We start from the raw sequence: 24,288 nt of genomic DNA, 5'->3' as shown, positions 1-24,288 counted from the left end.
TCATCAGAGTCTGACCCCACCCGACAGCGGGCCCCGGACCCGCCCGCACCTACCCCACCCCGCTCGCCTCCCCGCTCCCGTCGGAGGCCGGAGGGCAGCCCCGCCATGCCCGGAACCGACAGGAGACCCGGAGGGCACGGCTATCGATCCACGAGCCGCTACGACCGATCAGGAGAACATATGCCCCACCAGCAACGACGCCGTGGGACCCGCGTGCGTGCGGTCGCGGGCACGGCAGTGATGACATTCCTCGCCGCCGGATGCGCCGGAGCGGGCGGCACCGCGTTCGGAGGGGGTGACGCACTGAACGTACTCATGGTGAACAACCCGCAGATGGTCGAGCTGCAGAAGCTCACCGCCGAGCACTTCACCGAGGAGACGGGCATCAAGGTGCACTTCACCGTGCTCCCGGAGAACGACGTCCGCGACAAGATAAGCCAGGACTTCTCCAACCAGGCCGGGCAGTACGACGTCGGCACCATCAGCAACTTCGAGGTGCCCTTCTTCGCGAAGAACGACTGGCTGCACCCGCTCGACAGCTACGCCGCCGAGGACACCGCCTTCGACCAGGACGACATCCTCGAACCCCTGAGGGAGTCGCTCACCGCGGAGGGCAAGCTCTACGCCGAACCCTTCTACGGGGAGTCGTCCTTCCTCATGTACCGCAAGGACGTCTTCGAGGCGAAGGGTCTCACGATGCCCGCGCACCCCACCTGGAAACAGGTGGCCGGCCTCGCGGCGGAGGCGGACGGCGCCGAGCCCGGCATGAAGGGCATCTGTCTGCGTGGACTGCCCGGCTGGGGCGAGCTCATCGCCCCGCTCACCACCGTGGTCAACACCATGGGCGGCACCTGGTTCACCGAGGACTGGGAACCCCGGCTCACCTCGCCCGAGTTCAAGAAGGCCACGAAGTTCTACGTCGACCTCGTGCGCGAGCACGGGGAACGCGGTGCCTCCCAGGCCGGGTACGCCGAGTGCCTCAACAACATGACGCAGGGCAAGACCGCCATGTGGTATGACGCCACGGCCGGTGCCGGTTCCCTCGAGGCGGACGGCTCCCCGGTCAAGGGGAAGATCGGCTACGTACCCGCGCCGGTCGAGGAGACCAAGAGCTCGGGATGGCTCTACACCTGGGCGTGGGGCATCCAGAAGGCATCCAAGAAGTCCGACGACGCGTGGAAGTTCGTCTCCTGGGCCTCCAGCAAGGAGTACGAGTCGCTCGTGGGCGAATCCAGCGGCTGGTCCAACGCACCGGCCGGCAAGCGGGCCTCCACCTACGACAACCCCGAATACCTCAAGGCGGCAGGCGCCTTCGCCGACGTCACCGAGCAGGCCATCTCCGGCGCCGACCCGAAGAACCCGGGCACCCAGCCGCGCCCCGTGCCCGGCATCCAGTTCGTCGGCATCCCCGAGTTCACCGATCTCGGCACCAGGGTCGCGCAGGAGATCAGCGCGGCCATCGCCGGCCGCCAGTCCGTCGACCAGGCGCTGGCCACCTCCCAGAAGCTGGCCGAGCAGGTCGCCAAGGAGTACCGATGACCACAGCAGTCGGCACCACGCCCCAGTCGCCACCCCGGCCACCCGCCGCTCCCGCCCGCAGGAGGACCGGCCCCCGGGCCTGGGCCACCAGGGCCCCGCTCCTGCCCGCCCTGGTCTTCCTGATCGTCGTCACCCAACTGCCGTTCGTGGCGACCCTGGTGATCTCGCTCTTCGACTGGAACTCCCTCAACCCCGACAAACGCTCCTTCAACGGACTCGACAACTACGCGTCGGTCTTCACCGACGCCGCGCTCCGCGACTCGGTCCTCACCACGATCCTGCTGACCGCGAGTGTCGTCATCGCCACCGTCGTCATCGGACTGGCACTCGCGCTGCTCCTGGACCGTACGTTCTTCGGCCGCGGCATGGTCCGCACCCTGCTCATCACACCGTTCCTGATCGTGCCCGTCTCCGCCGCGCTGCTGTGGAAGCACGCGCTCTACAACCCGGAGTACGGACTCCTCAACGGCGCGCTGAGCTGGGTGGGGGAGCTCTTCGGCGACACGACGCCGAGCCAGCCGGACTGGATCGCGGACATGCCGCTCCTCGCGGTCGTCGCCGCGCTGGTCTGGCAGTGGACGCCGTTCATGATGCTGATCCTGCTCGCGGGCCTCCAGAGCCGGCCCGCCGAGGTCGTCGAGGCCGCACGCCTCGACGGGGCGAGCGCCTGGCAGACCTTCCGTTACCTGACCCTGCCGCACCTGCGCCGGTACCTCGAACTCGGGGTCCTGCTCGGCGCCGTCTACATCGTGCAGAACTTCGACGCCGTGTTCACGATCACCGCCGGCGGACTCGGCACCGCCAACCTTCCCTACACGATCTACCAGACCTTCTACCAGGCCCACGAATACGGACTGGCGTCCGCCGCGGGAGTCGTCGTGGTGATCGGCACGATCATCATCGCCACCTTCGCGCTCCGGACCGTCTCGTCCCTCTTCAGTGAGGAGGCGAACCGCGCATGACCACCGCCACCGTCCCCGCGCCCGCCCCATCCGTGCGACGCGTCCTGCGCAGGGCCAGGCGGCGCTCCGCCGCGCTCGGCCTGCTGGCCTGGGCGGCAGGACTCGCCTTCTGCCTGCCCGCGCTCTGGATGCTGCTGACCTCGCTGCACGCCGAACCGGACGCCGCGACAAACCCGCCGTCCCTCTTCGCACCGCTCACCCTCGACGGCTACCGGGCCTTCTTCGGCGCCGACACCGGGGTCACCCCCTGGCCGCCACTGCTCAACTCCCTCGGCGCCTCCTTCTTCTCCACGGTCCTGGTGCTCCTGCTGGCGCTCCCGGCGGCGTACGCCCTCTCCATCCGGCGCGTCCGCAAGTGGACCGACGTCATGTTCTTCTTCCTCTCCACCAAGATGCTGCCCGTCGTCGCCGGTCTCCTCCCCGTCTACCTGTTCGCCAAGAACGCCGGGATGCTGGACAACATCTGGCTCCTCGTCCTGCTCTACACCTCGATGAACCTGCCGATCGCGGTCTGGATGATGCAGTCCTTCCTCGCGGACGTGCCGGTGTCCGTCATCGAGGCCGCTCAGGTGGACGGCGCGAGGCTGCCGACCGTCCTGGCCCGGGTGGTCGCGCCCATGGCCGCGCCGGGCATCGCCGCGACCGCCCTGATCTGTTTCATCTTCAGCTGGAACGAACTGCTCTTCGCACGGGTGCTCACCGGTGTCGTCGCCCAGACCGCACCCGTCTTCCTCACCGGGTTCGTCACCAGTCAGGGCCTCTTCCTGGCCCAGCTGTGTGCCGCGTCCGTCGTCGTGTCCCTGCCGGTGCTCGCCGCCGGCTACGCCGCCCAGGACAAACTCGTCCAGGGCCTGTCTCTCGGAGCAGTGAAATAATGCAGGCAGCGATCGTCGAAGCCCCCGGCAAGGTCTCCGTCACGACCGTCCCGGACCCCACGCCCGGCCCCCGCGAGGTCGTCGTGTCCGTAGCCTCGTGCGGGCTCTGCGGCACCGATCTGCACATCCTGCAGGGCGAGTTCGCGCCCACGCTGCCCCTCGTCCCCGGCCACGAGTTCGCCGGGGAGGTCGTCGGCCTCGGACGCGACGTCACGGAGCTGGCCATCGGCGACCGGGTCGCCGTCGACCCCTCCCTGCACTGTCACGAGTGCCGCTACTGCCGCAGCGGACGCGGCAACCTCTGCGAACGCTGGGCCGCCATCGGCGTCACCGTCTCCGGCGGCGCCGCCGAGTACGCGGTGGCCCCCGTCGCCAACTGCGTCCGGCTGCCGGAGCACATCGACGTGAAGGACGCCGCCCTGATCGAGCCGCTGTCATGTGCGGTCCGGGGCTACGACGTACTGAACAGCACCCTCGGTGCCGAGGTACTGATCTACGGTTCCGGGACCATGGGCCTGATGATGCTCGAGCTCGCCAAGCGCACCGGGGCGGCGGGTGTGGACGTCCTGGACGTCAACCCCGACCGCCTCGCCACGGCAGCTCTCCTCGGCTGCTCCCGGTCGGCGGCCGGGGCCGACGAACTCGACCGGCCCGGTGGCTGGGACGTCGTCATCGACGCCACGGGCAACGCCGCGGCCATCCAGGACGGCCTGGGACGCGTCGCCAAGGGAGGAACCTTCCTCCAGTTCGGGGTCGCCGACTACGCGACGACGGCGGTGATCGAGCCGTACCGCATCTACAACCAGGAGATCACCATCACCGGCTCGATGGCCGTCCTGCACAGCTACGAACGAGCCGCCGCGCTCTTCGCCACCGGAGTCCTCGACCCGGCCGTCTTCATCAGTGACCGGCTTCCGCTCGCGCAGTACCCGCAGGCCATCGACCGCTTCAAGGCCGGCATCGGCCGCAAGATCGTGGTCGAGCCGTGACGGGAGGGCCCGGCGCCGTCCTCGTGCTCGGCGAGGCACTCGTCGACCTCGTCCCCGTCGCCGGGGACGGCGGCGTGCGGACCGCCCAGTCCGGCGGGGCTCCGGCCAACGTCGCCGTCGGGCTGGCCACACTCGGCACCTCCGTATCGTTCGCCGGCGGTCTCGGCGGCGACGGCTTCGCCCGCATGCTCGAGGAACGGCTGCGCAACGCCGGGGTCGACCTCACGCTCTGCGGACGCTCGGGTCTGCCCACCGCGCTGGCCGTCGCCGAGCCGGACGCCGGTGGAACGGGTTACCACTTCCACCTCCAGGACACGGCGACGTTCCGGCTGCCGGACCTCTCCGCGCGGGCCGCCGGGTTCGGAGCCGTGTACGTGGGCGGCCTCGCGGCCGTCGTCGAACCGGCGGCAACCGCCGTACGGGCGACCGCCCTCGCGGCCGCCGAGCACTCCCTGCTCGTCGTGGACCCCAACGTCCGCCAGGACCGCACCCTCGGGGCGGACCACGGCTCGGCGGCGCTGCGCGAGCTGTGCGGCCTCGCCCATGTCGTGAAGGCCAGCGACGAGGACCTGGAGAGGCTGTGGCCGGGGCAGGATCCGGAGGAGACCTGCCGGAAGCTGGCGGCCGGAGGCCGGCTGGTGGTTCTCACCCGGGGCGCCCGGGGCAGTACGGCGTACACAGCGACGGCACCGCCCGTGTCCGTCGCGGCCGCGCCGGTCGAGGTGGTCAACACGATCGGTGCGGGGGACGCGTTCGCCGCGGGCCTGCTGAGCCGGATGGGGGCCCTCGGCGCCTTCACGGCGACACCGGGGCCCCAGGAGCTACGAGACATGCTGGCCTTCGCCTCCCGGGCCGCAGCCTCGGTCTGCGCGCGGGCGGGCACGGAGCCCTCCGTGGACTGACAGGGACGAGGCATCCGAGCGTCAGCCCGGTGCCCTCGCCGCCGGCGGCGAGGGCACCGGGCGCCGGGTTTGGTCCGCCCGTCCGAGCCGTCACAACCGGGCGCTCATGTCCGTCATCCGGAACGCATCCCGTGTGGACTGCGTCTCCGGCGGGCAGGTGAGGCATCCTCTGCTGGACGGGCAGAGCGGGCCCGCGGCGGTGAGTGGATCTACCGCCGCGGTCTGTGACGGAGAAGGATTCGGAACCAGATGGCAGACAACTCGGACCTGTTGGCATTCGTGCGGGCACGCCTCGCCGACGAGGAGAACATCGCGCGGGAGGCGGGCGGCGACGGCTGGCGGACGCCGGCCGAGACACCCGGAGAGGTGCACGACCGCACGAGCGGTATCGCGTTCGTCGTACGGTCGCGCGCCTACGACCGGCACATCGTCTTCCAGGACCCGGCGCGCACCCTGCGCCGCATCGAGACCACCAGGGTCCTCCTGGACGAGTACGAGGAGATCGCGGTCCTGGACACCGACCGCCCGGCCCAGGACTTCACCTCGGGCCGCGCCGTCGGGCTGGGGTTCGTCGTGCGGCAGACGGCGGCGGAGCACGCCGGGCATCCGGACTACCGGGTGAAGTGGCTGCCCCGGTTCTCCCACTGGGGCCCGCCCTCCCCTCCGGAGTGAGGACGCCGTCCTGAGGCCGGCCGCCGGCATCCGTGTGACCGGCGGTCTGCCGGCAGCTTCTGCGGCCCGCGCTCCGGAACGCCGCCGCACCGGCTCGCCTCGCGGGGCGAGCGGCCATCCGGAATGCTGGGCTCCATGCGCTGTCCGTTCGCGAACCGGCTGGACGGAGCGCCTTCGGGGCCGACCGCGAGGAGACGCGTATGACGGGCACGGCTGGTCCTCTGGAGGGCCGCGTCGCCGTCGTGACGGGCGCCGCACGCGGCCTCGGCGCGGCCATCGCCCGCGAACTGGCGAACCGGGGCGCAACGGTCGCGCTGATCGGCCGGGAGGAGTCGACGCTGGCCGAGGTCAGCGACACGCTCCCCGGTCCGGCACGGTGCTGGGAGGCCGACGTCACCGACGACGCCCGCATGGCGGAGGTGGCGGACGAGGTCCGGGAACAGCTCGGGCACGCCTCGGTCGTGGTCGCCAACGCGGGGCTCGCCGAGGGCGGCCCCTTCGCCGAGTCCGACCCGGCGACCTGGAGACGCGTGATCGAGGTGAACCTGATCGGCAGCGCGATCACCGCGCGCGCCTTCCTGCCCCACCTGCGTACGACCCGGGGCTACTACCTGCAGATCGCATCGCTGGCCTCCATCGGTGCCGCGCCGTTGATGAGCGCCTACTGCGCCTCCAAGGCCGGTGTGGAGTCGTTCGGGCACGCGATTCGCGCCGAGTTCGCCCATGAGCACGTCGGGGTGGGGATCGGCTATCTGAACTGGACCGACACCGACATGATCCGCGACGCCGACCAGCACCCCGTCCTGCGCGAGCTGCGGGCACACATGCCGAGGCCCGCGCGCAAGGTCTACCCGGTGGAGACCGTGGCACGTGCCATGGTGCGGGCGGCCGAACGGCGCAGTGCCGCCGTGTACGTGCCCGCGTGGCTCCGCGCCACGCAACTGGTGCGTGCCGCCATGCCCCCGGTCGTCACCGCGCTCTCGAAGCGCGAGCTGCCGAAGCTGGAGCGCAGGACCCAGTTCGTGGCCACCGGGCTCCTCGGAGCCGGCGGACGGGCCGACGCCGAGGGCAGCCGTAGGGCGGACGGCTGAATCCGCCCCCTCCGGAGCGGACCGGGTTGGACTGAGTACGGGGGAGCGGCGCGTATGAGTACGTGACCCGATTCCGGAACGCGCGCCCGCTGGTCGAATGGGAACCATGGTCCCCCAAGCGCCGACGCGCCCCCGCATCCAGAACCTGACCAGTGCCGGCACGGCCCTGGCCGTGGCCCTGCTCCCGCTGGCCGTCGGCGTCCTCATGGCCAGGACCATGGCCCTGGATCCGATGGCACCCGTGAACGCACTGGTCACCGGCGGAGGACAGCGCGTCCGTCTCGCCCCTTCGCGCTGGATGCTGAAGGCTCGAACGCACGCGCTTCTTTCCCGACGGTAATGAAACCTTTGTCCAGTAAGCGCTGTCGCATTTGTTACACGGATCCGAGCGGTCCGGGCAGGGGTGCAGGGGGGTGGGTTCAGGGTGAACGAGATGTGATGACTGTGTGAACGGCCCCCTCGAAAGGGTCGGTGCAATGATCAACGGTTGACAGGTCTACGACTGTCGGGATTCATGCCGCATGCAGTCGTGTGTGACAGAAATGTCCGCATCTCGTCACACGAACCAGGGCGCCTTTCGGCCACCGGGAAAGCGGGACAAAGTTTGCGTTCCCGGCACGACGCCGGGGTCGGAAAACGCCCGGGACTCCATTCCGGGCCTGCATGATGAGGGGTTTCCATGTCCCGTTCCGCACGACGGATCACCGCCACCGTTCTTGCCTCAGGCGCCCTGCTCGCCGCAGCGGCTCTGCCGGCATCGGCCGATGGCCGGGACCACGGTCACAACCGGCCGTCGCACCGCTCGGCGGTCGTCCTGGGTGAGATCCAGTACGACAGCCCCGGCCGCGACAACGGCTCCAACCGCAGCCTGAACGCCGAGTGGGTGACCGTCACCAACACGAGCCGTCACTCCGTCAACCTCCGCGGCTGGACGCTCAGTGACGAGAGCCGTCGGACGTACAGGTTCGACCTGCGGCTGCCGGCCCGTTCCTCCGTCCGCGTCCACACCGGTGTCGGCCGTGACACCCGGCACGACGTGTACCAGGACCGTCGCCACTACGTCTGGGACAGCAGGGACACCGCGACGCTCCGCGACAACCGCGGGCACAGGATCGACTCCGAGTCCTGGGGCCGGTACCGCGACGGCGGTTACCGTGACGGCGGCCACCGCGACGGAGGTCACCGCGGCAACCGCTGATCAGCGGCGGTAGGGGGAAGCGGCGTTCTCCCTGACTGAAACGGCGTACCACGGCTCACCCCCGTGGTGCGCCGCATTCGTGCAGCCCACGGCCGCCGTAGGGCGGGGTCTGTGCATCGGGGGGCGTTGAGTGATGTCAGGATGGACCCATGACCATCAAGGCGTATTTCGACATCACCATCGACGAGAAGCCCGCTGGGCGGATCGTGTTCAACCTCTTCGACGACGTTGCCCCCAAGACCGCGGAGAACTTCCGCGCGCTGGCCACCGGTGAGCACGGCTACGGCTACGCCGGCTCGCCGTTCCACCGGGTCATCCCGGACTTCATGCTCCAGGGCGGTGACTTCACCCGGGGCAACGGCACCGGCGGCAAGAGCATCTACGGCGAGAAGTTCGCCGACGAGAACTTCACCCTGAAGCACAACAAGCCTGGCCTGCTCTCGATGGCCAACGCCGGCCCGAACACCAACGGCTCGCAGTTCTTCATCACCACGGTCCTCACCCCGTGGCTCGACGGCAAGCACGTCGTGTTCGGCGAGGTCGCCGACGAGGCGAGCATGGAGCTCGTCCGCAAGATCGAGACGTACGGCTCCTCGAACGGCAGCACCAAGGCGAAGATCGCCGTCTCCGAGTCCGGCGTTCTCTGAGGCACGCGACGGGGCTCCCGGCCGGTTTCCACGGGCCGGGAGCCCCGCGCCGTCCCCGCGGCCGGCCCGGCGGCCGACCGGTCTCCGGGGCGAGGCCGTCAGGGCGCGACTCGATCGTGTCCCGGCCTTCCGTGCTGGCATGATCGGGGCATGGAAGAGCGCATCATCGCCGCGTGTGACGGGGCATCGAAGGGCAATCCGGGGCCTGCGGCCTGGGCATGGGTCGTGGCCGATGGCCAGGGGAGCCCCCGGCGGTGGGAAGCGGGCCCTCTGGGCACGGCCACCAATAACGTCGCCGAGCTCACCGCCCTGCTGGAACTGCTGAAGTCGACGGATCCCGCCGTGCCCGTCGAGGTGCGCATGGACTCGCAGTACGCGATGAACGCGGTGACCAAGTGGCTGCCGGGGTGGAAGCGCAACGGCTGGAAGACGTCGGCGGGCAAGCCGGTCGCCAACCGGGAACTGGTGACCGGCATCGATGAGCTGCTGAGCAGCCGCAGCGTGACCTTCCGCTACGTGCCGGCGCACCAGGTGGGCGGCGATCCGCTCAACGCTCTGGCCGACCAGGCCGCCAGTGAGGTGGCCGTCTCCCAGCAGGCGGCGGGTACGGCGTACGGCACGGCTGACATGCCCGTCCCGGCCCCGGCCCGCTCGACGAAGAGCCGGACGGCGGGGGCGGCCGACGGCGGGACCGCGGGCGGCTCCACGGGCCGGACGCGCTCCGGCGGTACGATCCGGGCGAAGTTCGCGGGCCGATGCCACTGCGGGAAGCCCTATGCGGCCAAGGACATGATCGCCAGGAATCCGAACGGCTGGGGCCACCCGGAGTGCCGGGCGGCGCTCGCCTGAGCCGTCGCGGAACGGCTCAGATGTCGGCCCAGACGAGCCGGCCGGACACGCTGGTGCGGGTGCCCCATCGCGTCGCCAGCATGTCCACGAGCATCAGACCCCGGCCGTCCTCGGCCACCGACGCCAGGCTGAAGCCGTCGATCCCGTCGAGGGCCACCGGACCCGGGCCGCCCGCGCCATGAGGTTCGCCTGCTGGCGGGTTGGCGGACTGCGGTGAGCGTGGTCCGGGCAGCCCCGGAGCGTGCCGCCGCCCGCGGTTCCACACGCAGATGCGCACCCGGCCGGGGGTCCGCACGAGGCGGCAGCGGATCCGCCGGCCCGCGGTGTGCTCCACCGCGTTGGTGACCAGCTCGGTCACGACCAGGGCCGCCGTCTCGACGCGCTCGTCGGGCTCCCCCCAGCTCCGCATGGCTTTCTGCACCCGGTGCCTCGTCAGGGGGACACTCCGGGCGGCGCGGGGGATCCACCAGTTCTGTGCGCGTCGACCCGAGCTCTCCGGGGCCTGGCGCGCGCTCGCGACTATTTCCGACATGTACGTACTCTCCGTGCAAAGTGCATACTTTGCAAGAGGCAGAATGCCGGAATGGTCCGTTTCTGAGTCTGCCCGCCCCGGAAACCGCACCGCATCGGCGCATGCGAGGAAGGTACGTGGATGAGGCCCCGATCCGGCCCCACCGTCGAGCACCGCGTCCTGGCGGCGCGCCTGCGACTGCTGCGGGAACGTGCGGGCGTAAGCCTCCAGGCGGCAGCCGTGGCACTGGGTGCCCACCCCGCCACCGTCCGCCGAATCGAGCGCGCCGAGACCGGGCTCGACCCCCACCAGGTGCGCGTCCTCCTGGAGCGCTACGAGGTGTCGGCCATGGAGGCCGAGCCGATCATGGCGGGCCTCGCCGCCGCGAACCTGCCGGGCTGGTGGCACCGGTGGCGGGACGCGATGGAGCCGTGGCAGCAGGAGGTCATCGGCATCGAGTCCTCCGCCGCGCTCATCCGGACCTGGCACCCGGCACTGGTCCCGGAGCTGCTCCGCACCCCTGCCTACGAGGCGGCCCTGTGCCGGACCCTGACCGCCGATCCCGCGTCGAGGCGCGAGGGCCGTCTCGAACTCCTGGCGGAGCGGCAGCGGCGGCTGGAGGATCGCGGTGCGGCGCTGTGGGCCCTGTTCCCGGCCGCCGCCCTCCACACGAGCGTCGGCGGTGCCGCGGTGATGGCCGAACAGCGGGCGGTGCTGGAGGAGGCCGCGCAACGGCAGCACCTCACGGTGCAGGTGGTGCCCCTCGACTTCCCGCCGCACCCCATGACCGGCGTCCCGCCGATACACCTGCTTCGAGCCCCGGCCCCGGAGATCGGCGACCGTGTGGTCCTGGAAACCCCCGGGGCCGGGGTGGACATCATCGGTGAACCGGCCGCCGTCATGGACTACCGCATCAGGCTGGACGCCGCGTGCACGGCCGCCCCGCCCCCGGGCCCAGCCCTGCCGGAGGACGGCCGGGGCACCGGGAACCGTTGAAGGCCGTCGCCTCGTTGTGGTTTCGATCGTCCGATGACGGTCACGCGCAGAGTACGGAACCCGGGAACGAAGCGGAATCCAGCAGAGACCGACGCACCGCCCCTGCGAGAAGGAGTGAGAGACATGGACAACTGGCGCATGCACGCGGCGTGCCGCGAAGAGGACCCCGACCTGTTCTTCCCCATCGGCAGCACCGGCCCCGCGCTCGTACAGGCCGAGGACGCCAAGGCCGTCTGCGGAACCTGCCCCGTGCGGGAGCAATGCCTGGCATGGGCCCTGGAGAACGGACAGGACTCCGGCGTCTGGGGAGGCCTGGACGAGAACGAACGCCGCGCCCTGAAGCGCCGTCGCGCCCGGCAGCACGCCAGGAGCCACGGGTGACACCTCCTGGCCACGGCCGCCCCGCCGGGAGACGATGAGCCATGGACACCTCGGTCTGGCTCATCATCGGCGCGCTGGCACTCCTGCTCATGGCGGGTGCCGCCGCCGTCCTCCTGGTACGCGTGATCCGCGCCAGGAAGCTCCTCGTCGACGCGGGCATCCCCCTGCGCAACAAGGCGCTCGTGTGGGCGGCGGTCATCTACACCGTGTCGCCCGTCGACCTTCTGCCGGACCCCGTCTACCTCGACGACATCGGCTTCCTGCTGCTCGCGCTGCGCTCGCTGCACACCGCGGCGCACGCGGCCGGCCTGAGGCGTGGGCCGAAGGCCACGCGAACGGAACCGGGCGGCAACCTTTCGGCTTCCGGGAGCAACTGAGGGGGCGTAAGCCGTCCCCTGCCAGAAGGTGCCTCCCGTGGAGCCTCTGCTTCCCCACCCCCGTTCCCGCCGCAAACGCCGTACCACCCGTACCCGCGCGCTGATCGGCGCTCTGGCGGCGGGGCTGCTCGCCGCAGGCGGGCTCGTAGCGCTCGGCCCGGCCTCGCAGGCCGCCACCGCCAGGCAGGCCGAGGCGCTCGACCGCGGTGTCGTGAGCGTGCACACCGACAGCGGGAACCTCGTCAGCTGGCGCTGGCTCGGTACCGACCCGGACAACGTGTCGTTCAACGTCTACCGGGCCGGCACCAAGGTCAACACGTCGCCCGTGACCGCCTCGACGAACTACTTCCACTCCGGCGCGCCGGCCACCGCCGACTACACGGTGCGCGCGGTCGTCGGCGGCGTGGAACAGGGCGACTCGGTGCACGCGATCCAGTTCCGCGCCGGATACAAGGACGTGCCCATCAGCCCGCCCGCCGGCGGGACGACACCCGACGGGGTCGCCTACACCTACGAGGCCAACGACGCCTCCGTCGGCGACCTCGACGGCGACGGTGCCCTCGACTTCGTACTGAAGTGGCAGCCCACCAACGCCAAGGACAACTCCCAGTCGGGCTACACGGGCAACACGGTCATCGACGGGATCCGCCTCGACGGCACCCGGCTCTGGCGGATCGACCTCGGACGCAACATCCGCTCCGGCGCGCACTACACCCAGTTCCAGGTGTACGACTACGACGGTGACGGCCGGGCCGAGGTGGCGATGAAGACCGCCGACGGCAGCGTCGACGGGGCCGGGAAGGTGATCGGCAGCTCCTCGGCCGACTACCGCAACTCCTCCGGCTACGTCCTGTCCGGACCCGAGTTCCTGACGATGTTCAACGGGAGGACCGGCGCGGCGATGGGCACCGTCGACTACGTGCCCGCGCGCGGCACGGTGTCCTCATGGGGCGACTCCTACGGCAACAGGGTCGACCGCTTCCTCGCCGGCACTGCCTATCTGGACGGTGCCAGGCCCTCCCTGATCATGGCGCGCGGCTACTACACGCGCAGCGTCATCGCCGCCTGGGACTGGCGCGGCGGGGCCTTCACCCGGCGCTGGACCTTCGACACCAACAGCTCGACCAACTCCGGCAAGGGGTATGACGGTCAGGGCAACCACCAGCTGTCCGTCGCGGACGCCGACGGTGACGGCAAGGACGAGATCATCTACGGGGCGATGGCCGTGGACGACAACGGCAGCGGACTGTGGACGACGAAGAACGGCCACGGAGACGCCATGCACGTGGGGGACCTCGATCCGTCCAGGGCCGGCCTGGAGGAGTTCAAGGTCGACGAGGACAGCTCGAAGCCGTCCTCGTGGATGGCGGACGCCAGGACCGGTCAGATCCTCTGGTCCACCCCCGCGAGCGGGGACAACGGGCGGGGCGTGTCCGGCGACATCTGGTCCGGCAGTGCCGGCGCCGAGTCCTGGTCCTCCGCCGTCTCCGGTGTGCGCGGCCCGAAGGGCGACGTGGTCACCAGCCGCAAGCCGTCCAGTTCCAACTTCCTGTCCTGGTGGGACGGCGACACGACCCGCGAACTCCTCGACGGCACCCGCATCGACAAGTACGGCACGTCGGCGGACACCCGTCTGCTGACCGGGGCCTCGGTCCACTCCGGCAACGGCACCAAGGCCACGCCCGCGATATCCGGCGACCTCTTCGGCGACTGGCGCGAGGAAGTCGTCTGGCCGACCACCAACAACACGGCGCTGCGGATCTACTCGACGCCGTACGAGACCGGCACGAAGATCACCACCCTGCTCCACGACACCATGTACCGGACCGCGCTGGCCTGGCAGAACACCGCCTACAACCAGCCGCCGCATCCCAGCTTCGCCATCGGCAGCGGGATGGCGACCGCGCCCCGGCCGAGCGTCACCACGCCGTAGCGCGCCGGAGCCGGCAGGTCCCGCCCCGGTGGGTGGGCCCTGCCGGCTCACGCTCGGAACTGCGCCGGGCCAGGTGCGGCCGGCACGTCGAAGGTGCCCTCGGAGGTGAGGCCCTCGACGAACGACCGGAAGTCGGGGGCCAACGCCAGTTCCTCGTCGCGTTCGACGTCGAACCAGGTGACCGAGGGTTCGCCGTACGGGCCGCACGAGCGGTAGTCGAGCGCGATCCAGGTGTGCCCGTCGCCGGACAGGAGCACGATCGGTGACGGCAGCCCCCACTCCTCCACCAGATACGCGGAATCGAGCAGGGAGGTCATTCCGGCGTGTTCCCCGATACCCGTCAACTCGTCGAACGGGACGTGGCTTTCGCTCCAGGACGTGGGGCGGGTGGTGGGGAACGCGTCTCGCTCCGAGGACACGACGCCGCCGTTCCGAGCCCGCAGGAGTACGAGCAGGTCGGCCGGCAAGGCCACGCCGAGCACACTTTCGGCCTCCCGTACGGCCTCGTCCGTCAGGGCCGGTCGGACTCCGTGCCGGCCGTCCTCCCAGAACGTGGCTCTGACCTCGTCGAATCGTGCCATGGCCGCACCCTATGCTGCGGCGCGGCCGCCATGCCTGCGGGCGCCGCACTGTCGGGACGGCCTGCCGCCGCCGCCTCCACGCGCATCGGTGCCGGGCGAGGGATCGCTGTTCTCGGGGGACGCGGCGCGGGCGGTGCCGAGGCCCGTTCACGGCTCGTTCACCGGCCGGATCCGTCCGCGGCATTCCCACGCACGCCGTGGGCGCCTACGCTCGGCCGCGAATCGATCAACGCCGCACGCCGTGTCCGTGCGATGCTGACAACGTTGTCCACATCTGTCGGAGGTATCCGAGAACATGCCCTCCAGACCGTCCGCGGCCCGGCGCCTCGCCGCACGCGCCGCCGCGATCGTCCTCACCGGCGCGCTCGCCGGTGCCGTCACGCCGCCGGCCGCCCAGGCCGACGCGCTCGTCACGCGTCCCACGGCGTACGTGGATCCGATGATCGGAACGGCGAACGGCGGCAACACCTATCCCGGCGCGGTCCGCCCGTACGGCATGATCGCCTGGTCGCCGACCAGCACCACCGGCGACCAGACGAGCACCGGGGCTGCCAACGGCTACGAGTACGGAGTCACCCGCATGCGCGGGCTGAGCCTCACCCATGTCAACGGCGCAGGATGCAACCCGGGCGCCGCGGGTGACGTGCCGGTCATGCCGTTCGTCGGCGACGTCACCTCCTCGCCCTCCGCCGACACCAAGGACGCCGTCTACGCGTCCGGCTTCTCCCACGACAACGAGCGTGCCGTGCCCGGCCGTTACACCGTCAAACTGGACTCCGGCGCCACCGCCGACCTCGCGGTGAGCGAGCGGGCGGGCGTGGCCGACTTCAGTTTCCCGGCGGGCAAGCCCGCCAACCTGCTCTTCCGGGTGTCCAACTCCCTCAACGGCAGCGAGGACGCCGAGGTCGAGATCGACACCGCGAACCGGAAGGTGACCGGTTCGGTGCTCACCGGGGCGTTCTGCGGCCGGCGCGCCAACGGCGGGACCAACAACCGCAAGAGCTACTACCGGCTCTACTTCAGCGCGTCCTTCGACCGCGCGTTCTCCTCCAACGGCACCTGGAAGGACGGCACCCTCGCGCCGGGTGCGACGAGCGCGAGCGGTGGCGAGGGATACGCCACCGGAGCCGACCGCGCGGGACGGGGATCGGGCGGCTGGGTCGGCTTCGACACCGCGGCCGACGACGACGTCCGTATGCGGATCGGGATCTCCTACGTCAGCCAGGCCGGCGCCGAGGCCAACCTCCGCAAGGAGATCGCCCCGAGGGCGAGCGTCGACGACGTCGCCCGGGCGGGGTCCGCCGCATGGGACCGAGAGCTCTCCTCCGTGCGCACCGGCGGCGGCAGCGACGCGCAGCGCACCTCCTTCTACACCGCGCTGTACCACTCTCTGATGCAGCCGAACCTGATCAGCGACACCGACGGCCGCTACCCCGGCATGGACGGGAAGCCGCACCGTGTGACGCGCGGCCAGAAGGCCCAGTACAGCAACTTCTCCGGCTGGGACCAGTACCGCGCCCAGATCCAGCTCCTGGCACTCCTCAAGCCGAGGATCGCCGGGGACTTCGCCCAGTCGCTGTACAACTTCGCGCGGCAGAACGGCGGTGTCTGGGACCGCTGGGTGCACGTCAACGGCGCCACGCACGTGATGACGGGTGATCCCACCGCCGCCACCCTCGCCACGTTCTACGCGATGGGGGTGCGCAACTTCGACTACGAGGGCGCATTCGAATCCCTGGCCCGCCAGGCCACGGTGCCCCACCCCGACGGCCTCTCCGACGCGGGGTGCCCCGGCCAGTGCGCCGGCCAGCGGCCCAACCTCGCCCAGTACCTGGAATCCCACTACGCGGCCCAGGACGTCTGCCACTGCTGGGGCGGTGCGGCCGAGACCCTCGAGGACGCGGTCGCCGACGCGGCGCTCGGCCGATGGGCACGGCTGCTCGGACGCGACGAGGAAGCCGACGCCTTCGAGGAGCGCGGCCTCTGGTGGCGCAACGTGTTCAACCCCCGGGCCGGCGACGGCGCCGGGACCACCGGCTACATCCAGGCACGCAACCTCGACGGCTCCTGGGTGACCCCCTTCAGTCCCGGCAGCGACAAGGGCTTCGCCCAGGGAACGAGCGCCACGTACACCTGGATGGTCCCGCAGGACGTGCAGGGCCTGGCGGAGGCCATGGGCGGCAGGGAGACGGCGGCGAAGCGGCTCGACGCCTTCTTCCACACGGCGGACGGCTCCTGGTCGGTCAAGGGCGGTGACGCGCTGCGCTACGACCCCACCAACGAGCCCGGAATCCACGCCCCTTGGCTCTACAACGCGCTGGGCCGGCCGTGGAAGACCCAGGAGACCGTGCGCGAGATCGTGAACACGGTCTACGGGACCGGCCCACGCGGTCTGCCCGGCAATGACGACCTCGGCACGATGTCGGCCTGGTACGTCTTCTCCGCCCTGGGCATCTACCCGCAGACGCCCGGCAGCGCCACCATGCTGCTCGGGGCGCCGCTCTTCCCCTCAGCGGTGCTGGACCGGCCGCAGGGCGGGGACATCCGCATCAGCGCTCCGCAGGCCGATGCGACACATCCGTACATCGACGCGGTGAAGGTCGACGGGCGGGCGAGCGACAGGTCCTGGACGGACGCCCGACTGGTCACCGGCGGGGGGTCGTTGACCTACCGGCTGGCCGACCGGCCGAACACGTCCTGGGCCACGGGGCCTGCGGGTCTTCCGCAGTAGCACACCAACCGGCCCTGAACCGCGATCCGGTGGGCGGCGCGACGCCGCCCACCGGATCACGCCTGCCCGCTGCCGGGGACCGGAAGGGGGTCGTTTTTCTATCGTTGAAAATTCTGCGTGCACGACCGTTGTCAGGTGTTTGGGGCTGTGGCTCAATGTTCGACTATGTGCAGTGCTTCGCGGTCCGGAGCACTCCGGCTTCTTCGACGAGGACGACGCCTTGATACGACAACCAGTCCGCCCGCGCACGATTCTCAGAACGCTCGCCTGTACGGCGGCGCTGCTGCTCCCCGTGGGGGCCGTCCTGGTCCCGGCCGCTGCCGCAGCCCCCGCCGCGAGCGCCGCCTCCGCCTCCGCGGTGACGGCGGAGAACCCCTCCACCGAGGTGCACGGCCTCAAGGGCGAGTACTTCGCGATGTCCGCCCCCGGTGCCCGTGACTTCGCGAAGCTCGGCGCCACCGCGCTCGACCCCGACATCAACTTCCCAGGGCTGACCGGCGCCTTCGAATCGGCCACCGGGAAGACCGAGCACACCACCGCCCGCTGGACGGGGCAGATCGAGGCCCCGGAGGACGGCGACTACACCTTCGCCGCCATCGGTGACAACGGCTTCCGGCTCTTCATCGACGACAAGGCCGTCATCGACCACTGGGAGCCGGACTGGGACAAGGAGCAGACCAGTGCTCCGGTCACGCTGAAGGCCGGTGAACAGCACACCTTCCGGCTGGAGATGTTCCAGGACACCGGCGGGGCGAACATGTTCCTGCGCTGGTCGAGCGCGAAGCTCGCCAGGCAGATCGTCCCCGAGTCCGCCTTCACCCCGCCCGCCGACTTCGAGGTCTACCCGGTCGGGCTGAGCGTCGCCGGAAACGGGCTGAAGCTGCAGGCCGCCTTCGACCACGAGGTCAGCGGCATCGAGGACGTGAAGAACCACCTCGACGTCGAGGCGGACACCACGCCGATGCCCGTGAAGTCGGTCGCCAGGGTCCCCGGCAACAGCAAGGCGCTCGTCGTCACCCTGGGCGCGGCCGTCCAGAAGGGCCAGCAGGTCAAGTTCGTCTACGACGGCGAGGCCGGCCTGAAGAACGGCGACGAGACCGTCCCCGAGATCAGCCGCAGGGCGAAGAACCTCTCGACGCACCGGCTGCTCACCCCGTGGGGCGAGAAGGCCGACCGCAAGAACCCGCTCCCCGAGTACCCCCGCCCGCAGCAGGTGCGCGACGACTGGAAGAACCTCAACGGACCGTGGGAGTTCGCGGGAGCCACCGCAGGTGAGAAGCCGGTCTTCGGCAAGTCGCTCGACGAGCGCATCACCGTGCCGTACCCCGTCGAGTCCCAGCTCTCCGGACTCGAGCGCCACGAAGACCACATGTTCTACCGCAAGCTCGTCACGGTGCCCAAGAAGTGGTCGGTCGGCAAGCGGAGCAGTGACGACCGGCTGAAGCTGAACTTCGGCGCCGTCGACTACCAGGCGCGGGTCTGGGTCAACGGCAAGCAGGTCGCCGAGCACACCGGCGGCTACACCGCCTTCAGCGCCGACATCACCGAAGCGCTCAAGGGCGGCGGCCCCCAGGAGATCGTGGTCGCGGTCACCGACACCACCGGTGCCGACCAGCCCACGGGCAAGCAGTCCGCCAACCCCAGCGGCATCTTCTACACCGCCTCCTCCGGTATCTGGCAGACCGTCTGGATGGAGCCCGTCGCTCCGGCCGCCGTCGACTCCCTGAAGACCACGCCGGACATCGACAAGGGCCGGCTCGCCCTGACTGTCAACTCGGAGGGCGCCTCGAAGTCCGCCCGCGTCACCGCTGTCGCCCGCGACAGGAAGGGCAAGGCCGTCGGCACCGTCACCGGCCCGGCCAACAGCGAGCTGAGCCTCCCGGTCGCCAAGCAGCACCTCTGGACGCCGGACGACCCGTATCTGTACGACCTCGAGGTCACCCTGAAGGACGGCCGCTCCGAGGACACCGTCGACAGCTACTTCGGGATGCGCTCCTTCGGCGTCGCCGAGGTCGGCGGCTACCAGAAGCTGGTCCTCAACGGGAAGCCGTTCTTCTCCCTCGCCCAGCTCGACCAGGGCTTCTACCCCGACGGTCTGAACACTGCGCCCAGCGACGACGCCCTGGTCTTCGACCTGAAGGCGCAGAAGGACCTCGGCTTCAACTCCGTCCGCAAGCACATCAAGGTCGAGCCCGCGCGCTGGTACTACCACGCCGACCAGCTGGGCCTCCTGGTGTGGCAGGACTTCGTCTCCGGCAACCTCACCGGTGAGAAGGGCCACAAGGCCTTCCTCGACCAGGGTGCCGAGATGATGGAGCAGATGCACAACTACCCCTCGATCGGCGCCTGGATCGTCTTCAACGAGGGCTGGGGCGAGTGGGACCGCATTGAGACCGGCAGGATCACCGAGAAGGTCCAGGCCGCCGACCCGTCACGCGTCGTCAGCGCCCACAGCGGTGTCAACTGCTGCAACAGCAAGGGTGACTCCGGCAAGGGCGACATCATCGACCACCACGACTACAACAACACCGACCCGGCCTTCCCCGATGAGACGCGAGCCGCGATCGACGGTGAGCACGGCGGCTTCACCCTGCGGATCCCCGGCCGTATGTGGCCCGGTGCCCCCACCGCGATCTACAGCGGCGTCGCCGACAAGGACGCACTGACCGCCAAGTACGTCGACAACACCCGTACGTACTACCTGGAGGCGGCCGGAGCCGAACTCTCCGGCTCCATCTACACCCAGGTGACCGACCTGGAGAACGAGCTCAACGGGCTCTGGACGTACGACCGCCGGGAGATCAAGGTCGACGCCGCCAAGGTGCGGAAGATCAACCAGGAGGTCATCGCGGCCGGTGCCGCCGCGGGCGAGCGGGACGGGATCAAGGGTGGTGGCGGCTGGTCCCTGGACGAGAACCAGGGCACCAGGGCCGCCGACAGCGGCCCGAACCACAAGGACCTCACCCTCTCCGAGGGCACGTCCTGGACGCCCGGAGTCCAGGGTTCGGCGCTGAAGTTCGACGGAGAGGGCCAGTACGCCGAGACGGACGGCCCGGTCGTCGACACCACCGGTGACTACACCGTCTCCGCCTGGGCGTCGCTCGACGCGCTGCCCGGCAACTACGCCACCGTCGTCAGCCAGGACGGCCGGCGCCAGGAGAACCCGTTCTACCTCCAGTACGGGCAGGGCGGGTTCGCCTTCTCCACCCCGGGCGCCCACCGGGCCCGGCTGGAGATCAAGCCCGAACTCGGCCAGTGGTACCACCTGGTCGGCGTACGCAGCGGTGACGAGATCAAGCTGTACGTCGACGGCGAGCTCGCCTCCACCGCGGCGGCCGGAACCGCCGACGTCAGCACCGGCTCCCTCGCGGTGGGCCGCGCCAAGTGGTCCGGCGGCAACGTCGACTTCTGGAACGGCTCCGTCGACCAGGTCAAGGTCTACGACAAGGCGCTCACCGACCAGGAGGTGACCGCACTCCACGACGGCGAACAGCCGTAGGGAACACCCCCGCAGGGCCGCTCCCGGCAGTGTGCGCACGCGCCTCACTGCCGGGAGCTCCGCGCCGGCCCTGGTCGGTAGGTTGTGCGCATGGACGAACAAGTCGCCTTCACGGAGCCCGGCGTCGTCGACGACCGGGGCTGGTCCCGTACGCGCACGTGGGTGGAGGAGCAGGTGGGCGAGGGCCGGCCGGTGGTCGCGGCCGAACGGCTGCGTGGCGGGTGGACTTCGCAGATGCGCCGCCTGCGCGTGGGCGGACCCGGCGAACCTCGCTGGTTCGTGCTGCGGTCCTTCACCGAACCCTTCTTCGTCCGCCACGCGGAGGGCCTCCTCACGCGGGAGGCCGACATCCTGCGGCTCCTCGCGCGGACCGAGGTGCCGGTGGCCGGGTTCGAGGCCGTGGACGCGACCGCGCGGTACTGCGACCATCCGTCGCTGCTGATGACGCTGCTGCCCGGCACGGTGCGCCTGGGTGATGAGGACGCGGGACTGCGGACGGAGCTCCTGGCGCGCCAACTCGTCGGCATCCACCGGGTACGTGTCCCGGCCGGGGCCCGGCCGCGTGTGTACGAGGCCTGGACCTCACCGGAACGGGTGAGGCCGCCCGAAGCGACGGAACGCTCGTACCTGTGGCAGCGCGCCGTCGACGTCATCCGCCGCGACCCCCCGGACTACCGGCCCTGCTTCCTGCACCGTGACTTCCACCCCGGGAACGTGCTCTTCAGCGGTTACGGCACCGATACCCGGATCACCGGAGTCGTCGACTGGGTCGAGACGTCCATGGGGCCGGCGGACCTCGACGTGGCCCACTGCTCCACGGCCCTGGCTCTCCTGCACGGCCCGGAAGAAGCGATGCGGCTCGCCGAGCGGTACGTAGCAGCCGGAGGCGTCCTGAGCGGTGATCCCTCGGCTCACCTGTACTGGCGGGTCCTGGACGCCCTCGCCTTCTCGAACGTCGAGAAGGTCGCGCGGCCCTGGCGCGAGCTGGGACACACCCACCTGACGACGGCCCTGCTCACGAGCCGGCTCGAGGACTACCTCCACGCCCTCTTCCACCGATACGCCTGACTCTTCGCAGGACGCAGGACGCAGGACGCAGGACGCAGGACGCAGGACGCAGAACCGGGCCCGGCGCAGCTCACCTCAGGGAGCCCAGGGGCCGTCCACGGCCCAGGTGGTGTCCTCGGCGAAGGTGGCCGCGTTGTCCCAGGCGTGACCGCCGCCGGGAGTGGCCAGCCACACCTCCGAGCCGATGTGGCGCAGGTAGCTGCCGGGCAGATTGGCGCTCGACAGCCGTACGCCGCCCTGACCGGCGACCGCGCACCACGTCGCGTCGGCCTTGAAGAGAGCCGAGCCGTCGCTCGCGTCCCGGCGGATCCGGAAGTCCCGGTGCCGCAGGTACTCCCCGGGGTAGTTGCGGGACTCGAACGAATAGCAGTTGCTGTTCGCGAGGCCCGTGACGACCTTCCAGGTGGCGTCGTTCTTCACCAGCGCGCTGCTGCCACTGTCGACGACCGCCGTGTACGCGAGTCCCTGCGAGTGCCGCAGGTACTTCGTCGTGTGCCCCGGCGTGGTGACCCGGAGCGACTTGTACTGGCCGGTGGGAAGGGTGACCGGCGGGGCGGGTGTCCTGGACGCCTGGATGAGGGCCTGGTTGGCCGCCTTCACCCGTCCGGTGTCCACCTTTACCACCTGGCGGTCGTAGGTGAGCAGCCCGTTCGCCTCGTTCTCGACGTCCGTGATCTCGGTGTAGACGGAGGCCGAGAGCCCGGCCGGCAGCTGGCCGACGCGGATGGCGTCCAGGAGCCCGACGAACCGGTTGCCCAGTGCGCCGAGGCTCGCCTGGTCCTCGTAACTGAAGCCGCCGCCCGGATACCACTCGTGGCCCGGGACCTTGTACCCGAGCCCGCCGAACTCGCCGAGGACGGCGGCCCGGGTCGCGGTGGGCGCGGTGTTGCCGGGGCCGACGTAGATGTGGTTGTCGATCACATCGCCGTTGCCGCCGTCGACGGAACCGCAGCAGTTGACCCCGCTCATGTTGTTGACCAGCCGGGACGGGTCGTAGGCCTTCACCTCGTCGGCGATCCTGGCCTGGTCGTACTGGCCCCAGCCCTCGTTCTGGTTGACCCACATGACCACCGACGGCGAGCTCCGGTGCTGGTCGATGACCGCGTGGTACTCGGCCTCCCACTGCGTCCGTGCCGCGCCGTCGGGCGTCTTCCCGGTGTCCATCGCGGGCATGTCCTGCCAGACGAGGAGGCCCAGCCTGTCCGCCCAGTAGAACCAGCGCTGCGGTTCGACCTTGATGTGCTTGCGGACCATGTTGAACCCGAGGTCCTTGTGCGCCTGGAGGTCGGACCTGAGAGCGGCGTCGGTGGGCGCCGTGTAGATGCCGTCGGGCCAGTAGCCCTGGTCGAGCGTGCCGGTCTGGAAGACGAACTTCCCGTTGAGAACGGGGCGCAGGATGTTGTCGACCTTCGCGACTCCGATGGACCGCATGCCCGCGTAGCTGCCCGCCGTGTCGACCACGGCCGTCCCGTCGAGCAGGTCGGCGCGCACGTCGTACAGGAACGGGTCCTCCGGGCTCCACAGCCGGGGATTCGGCACGGGGACGGAGATCTCGGTGCCGGCCGCCCCGGTCGCCGTACCCACGACGGTGCCGCCGCTGGAGACGGTGACCCGCGCGGTCCGGCCGCCGGCGGAGGCCGCTCTGACCTTCACCCGCAGCGTGCTGTTGCCGAGGTCCGGCGTCATGTCCAGCCGCGTGACGTGCGAGGCCGCGACGGGCTCCAGCCAGACCGTCTGCCAGATGCCGGAGGCCGCGGTGTAGAAGATCCCGCCGCCCGGATGCGGGTTCACGTCGTTGATCCGCTGCTTCCCGACGGCCTGGCCGCCGGTCTGCGTCGGGTCGTACACGGAGACGACGACGGTGTTCGTGCCGCCGCCCAGCTGCGGCGTGATGTCGTAAGAGAACGAGTCGAAGCCGCCCTTGTGGGCGCCGACCTGGGTGCCGTTGACCCAGACGGTGCTCTGCCAGTCGGACGCGCCGAAGTTGAGCACGACCCGGCGGCCGTTCCAGTCCGACGGCACGGTGAAGGTGCGCTTGTACCAGAGCTTGTCGTTCTCGGTGATCCTGCGCTTGATACCGGAGAGCGAGGACTCCGCGACGAACGGAACCCTGATCTGCTCGGAGAACGACGCGGGCTGTCCGGCGTCGCGGCCGGTGACCGCGAAGTCCCAGATGCCGTTGAGGTTCGCCCAGTCGGGCCGGGTCAGCTGGGGGCGCGGGTACTCGGGGAGGGGGTTGTCGACGGGGACCTGGTTCGTCCAGGGCGTCGTCATCGGCGCCGGCTTCGGCGTCCAGGCGGCGGGTGCGGCCGCCGCGGGGGCCGTGCCGGCTCCCACGAGCGCGGTGGCGAGCAGGGCCAGCAGGCCGGTTCCGGTGGTTAACCGTCTCCACCAGGTGCGACGGCGTGGTGCGGGTGCGGACTTCATTCCCGTATCTCCTCGGGGGAGGGAAGAACTCCCCACACCGGGGCGGCGTGGGGGCCGGTG

At 70.4% G+C, this 24,288-nt stretch carries 21 protein-coding genes; 18 read left to right on the top strand and 3 right to left on the bottom strand.

The features are described 5' to 3' along the window. The first annotated feature begins 180 nt into the window (after positions 1-180). From BFF76_RS21715 to BFF76_RS21665, 11 genes are all read left to right on the top strand, one after another. Complete coding sequence (locus BFF76_RS21715; RefSeq protein ID WP_031092659.1) at positions 181-1,539, top strand: ABC transporter substrate-binding protein; 1,359 nt, start codon at positions 181-183, stop codon at positions 1,537-1,539. After that, on the top strand, positions 1,536-2,501 hold the full coding sequence (locus tag BFF76_RS21710) for a carbohydrate ABC transporter permease (protein ID WP_065848883.1): 966 nt from the start codon (positions 1,536-1,538) through the stop codon (positions 2,499-2,501). Before BFF76_RS21715 ends, BFF76_RS21710 begins: the two co-directional genes overlap by 4 nt. Further along, on the top strand, positions 2,498-3,376 hold the full coding sequence (locus tag BFF76_RS21705) for a carbohydrate ABC transporter permease (protein ID WP_031092656.1): 879 nt from the start codon (positions 2,498-2,500) through the stop codon (positions 3,374-3,376). The genes BFF76_RS21710 and BFF76_RS21705 overlap by 4 nt, the downstream gene beginning before the upstream one ends. Continuing rightward, the gene (locus BFF76_RS21700) at positions 3,376-4,365 is read left to right on the top strand and encodes a zinc-dependent alcohol dehydrogenase family protein (protein WP_031092654.1); all 990 of its coding nucleotides are present in this window, start codon (positions 3,376-3,378) and stop codon (positions 4,363-4,365) included. The genes BFF76_RS21705 and BFF76_RS21700 overlap by 1 nt, the downstream gene beginning before the upstream one ends. Beyond that, a complete protein-coding gene (locus tag BFF76_RS21695; protein WP_065848882.1) occupies positions 4,362-5,267 on the top strand; it encodes a PfkB family carbohydrate kinase in 906 nt (301 codons plus the stop codon). The genes BFF76_RS21700 and BFF76_RS21695 overlap by 4 nt, the downstream gene beginning before the upstream one ends. Positions 5,268-5,516: 249 nt before the next feature. Continuing rightward, positions 5,517-5,939 carry a DUF6221 family protein gene (locus BFF76_RS21690; protein ID WP_031098818.1) on the top strand — a complete coding sequence of 141 codons (423 nt, stop codon included), beginning with the start codon at positions 5,517-5,519 and terminating at the stop codon, positions 5,937-5,939. Positions 5,940-6,139: 200 nt separating this feature from the next. Next, positions 6,140-7,030, top strand: a complete 891-nt coding sequence (locus BFF76_RS21685) for an SDR family oxidoreductase (protein ID WP_031098820.1) — start codon at positions 6,140-6,142, stop codon at positions 7,028-7,030. A 106-nt stretch (positions 7,031-7,136) separates the two neighbouring features. Next, entirely contained in the window at positions 7,137-7,370 is a 234-nt protein-coding gene (locus tag BFF76_RS21680) for a hypothetical protein (protein WP_031098821.1), read from the top strand. Between the two features lie 339 nt (positions 7,371-7,709). Continuing rightward, positions 7,710-8,228 carry a lamin tail domain-containing protein gene (locus tag BFF76_RS21675; protein ID WP_053930035.1) on the top strand — a complete coding sequence of 173 codons (519 nt, stop codon included), beginning with the start codon at positions 7,710-7,712 and terminating at the stop codon, positions 8,226-8,228. Positions 8,229-8,377: 149 nt separating this feature from the next. Continuing rightward, complete coding sequence (locus tag BFF76_RS21670) at positions 8,378-8,875, top strand: peptidylprolyl isomerase (protein ID WP_031098825.1); 498 nt, start codon at positions 8,378-8,380, stop codon at positions 8,873-8,875. Positions 8,876-9,025: 150 nt separating this feature from the next. Then, positions 9,026-9,724 carry a ribonuclease H family protein gene (locus BFF76_RS21665; RefSeq protein ID WP_065848881.1) on the top strand — a complete coding sequence of 233 codons (699 nt, stop codon included), beginning with the start codon at positions 9,026-9,028 and terminating at the stop codon, positions 9,722-9,724. A 16-nt stretch (positions 9,725-9,740) separates the two neighbouring features. Here the strand turns inward: BFF76_RS21665 and BFF76_RS21660 are convergent, their stop codons facing one another. Further along, positions 9,741-10,256, bottom strand: coding sequence for an ATP-binding protein (locus tag BFF76_RS21660; RefSeq protein WP_078850752.1), 516 nt, complete (start codon positions 10,254-10,256; stop codon positions 9,741-9,743). Between the two features lie 120 nt (positions 10,257-10,376). On the opposite strand from BFF76_RS21660, the gene BFF76_RS21655 reads away from it, so the two are divergent. The 4 genes from BFF76_RS21655 (at position 10,377) to BFF76_RS21640 (ending at position 13,922) form a co-directional block, all read left to right on the top strand. Further along, on the top strand, positions 10,377-11,231 hold the full coding sequence (locus BFF76_RS21655; protein WP_053930037.1) for a helix-turn-helix domain-containing protein: 855 nt from the start codon (positions 10,377-10,379) through the stop codon (positions 11,229-11,231). Between the two features lie 123 nt (positions 11,232-11,354). Continuing rightward, a complete protein-coding gene (locus BFF76_RS21650) occupies positions 11,355-11,612 on the top strand; it encodes a WhiB family transcriptional regulator (RefSeq protein WP_031098834.1) in 258 nt (85 codons plus the stop codon). Positions 11,613-11,653: 41 nt separating this feature from the next. Beyond that, a complete protein-coding gene (locus tag BFF76_RS21645) occupies positions 11,654-11,989 on the top strand; it encodes a YkvA family protein (protein WP_031098835.1) in 336 nt (111 codons plus the stop codon). Between the two features lie 37 nt (positions 11,990-12,026). Continuing rightward, on the top strand, positions 12,027-13,922 hold the full coding sequence (locus BFF76_RS21640; RefSeq protein ID WP_065848880.1) for a rhamnogalacturonan lyase: 1,896 nt from the start codon (positions 12,027-12,029) through the stop codon (positions 13,920-13,922). Positions 13,923-13,969: 47 nt separating this feature from the next. Here the strand turns inward: BFF76_RS21640 and BFF76_RS21635 are convergent, their stop codons facing one another. Further along, positions 13,970-14,503, bottom strand: a complete 534-nt coding sequence (locus tag BFF76_RS21635; protein ID WP_051834760.1) for an SMI1/KNR4 family protein — start codon at positions 14,501-14,503, stop codon at positions 13,970-13,972. A gap of 295 nt (positions 14,504-14,798) precedes the next feature. Between BFF76_RS21635 and BFF76_RS21630 the strand changes: the two genes are divergently transcribed. The 3 genes from BFF76_RS21630 to BFF76_RS21620 all read left to right on the top strand — a co-directional run bounded on the left by BFF76_RS21630 (position 14,799) and on the right by BFF76_RS21620 (position 21,801). Further along, entirely contained in the window at positions 14,799-17,234 is a 2,436-nt protein-coding gene (locus BFF76_RS21630; protein ID WP_065848879.1) for a GH92 family glycosyl hydrolase, read from the top strand. A gap of 172 nt (positions 17,235-17,406) precedes the next feature. Next, the gene (locus BFF76_RS21625; protein WP_065848878.1) at positions 17,407-20,733 is read left to right on the top strand and encodes a LamG-like jellyroll fold domain-containing protein; all 3,327 of its coding nucleotides are present in this window, start codon (positions 17,407-17,409) and stop codon (positions 20,731-20,733) included. Between the two features lie 90 nt (positions 20,734-20,823). Next, entirely contained in the window at positions 20,824-21,801 is a 978-nt protein-coding gene (locus BFF76_RS21620; RefSeq protein ID WP_031098842.1) for a phosphotransferase family protein, read from the top strand. A 75-nt stretch (positions 21,802-21,876) separates the two neighbouring features. Here the strand turns inward: BFF76_RS21620 and BFF76_RS21615 are convergent, their stop codons facing one another. After that, complete coding sequence (locus BFF76_RS21615; RefSeq protein ID WP_065848877.1) at positions 21,877-24,228, bottom strand: glycoside hydrolase family 2; 2,352 nt, start codon at positions 24,226-24,228, stop codon at positions 21,877-21,879. Between the last annotated feature and the right edge of the window lie 60 nt (positions 24,229-24,288).

It is taken from the genome of Streptomyces mutomycini, from assembly GCF_001700505.1.
Taxonomy (GTDB): domain Bacteria; phylum Actinomycetota; class Actinomycetes; order Streptomycetales; family Streptomycetaceae; genus Streptomyces; species Streptomyces mutomycini.
The sequence above is the reverse complement of the archived record's forward strand: the minus strand, read 5'-3'. Positions and strand labels throughout refer to the sequence as shown.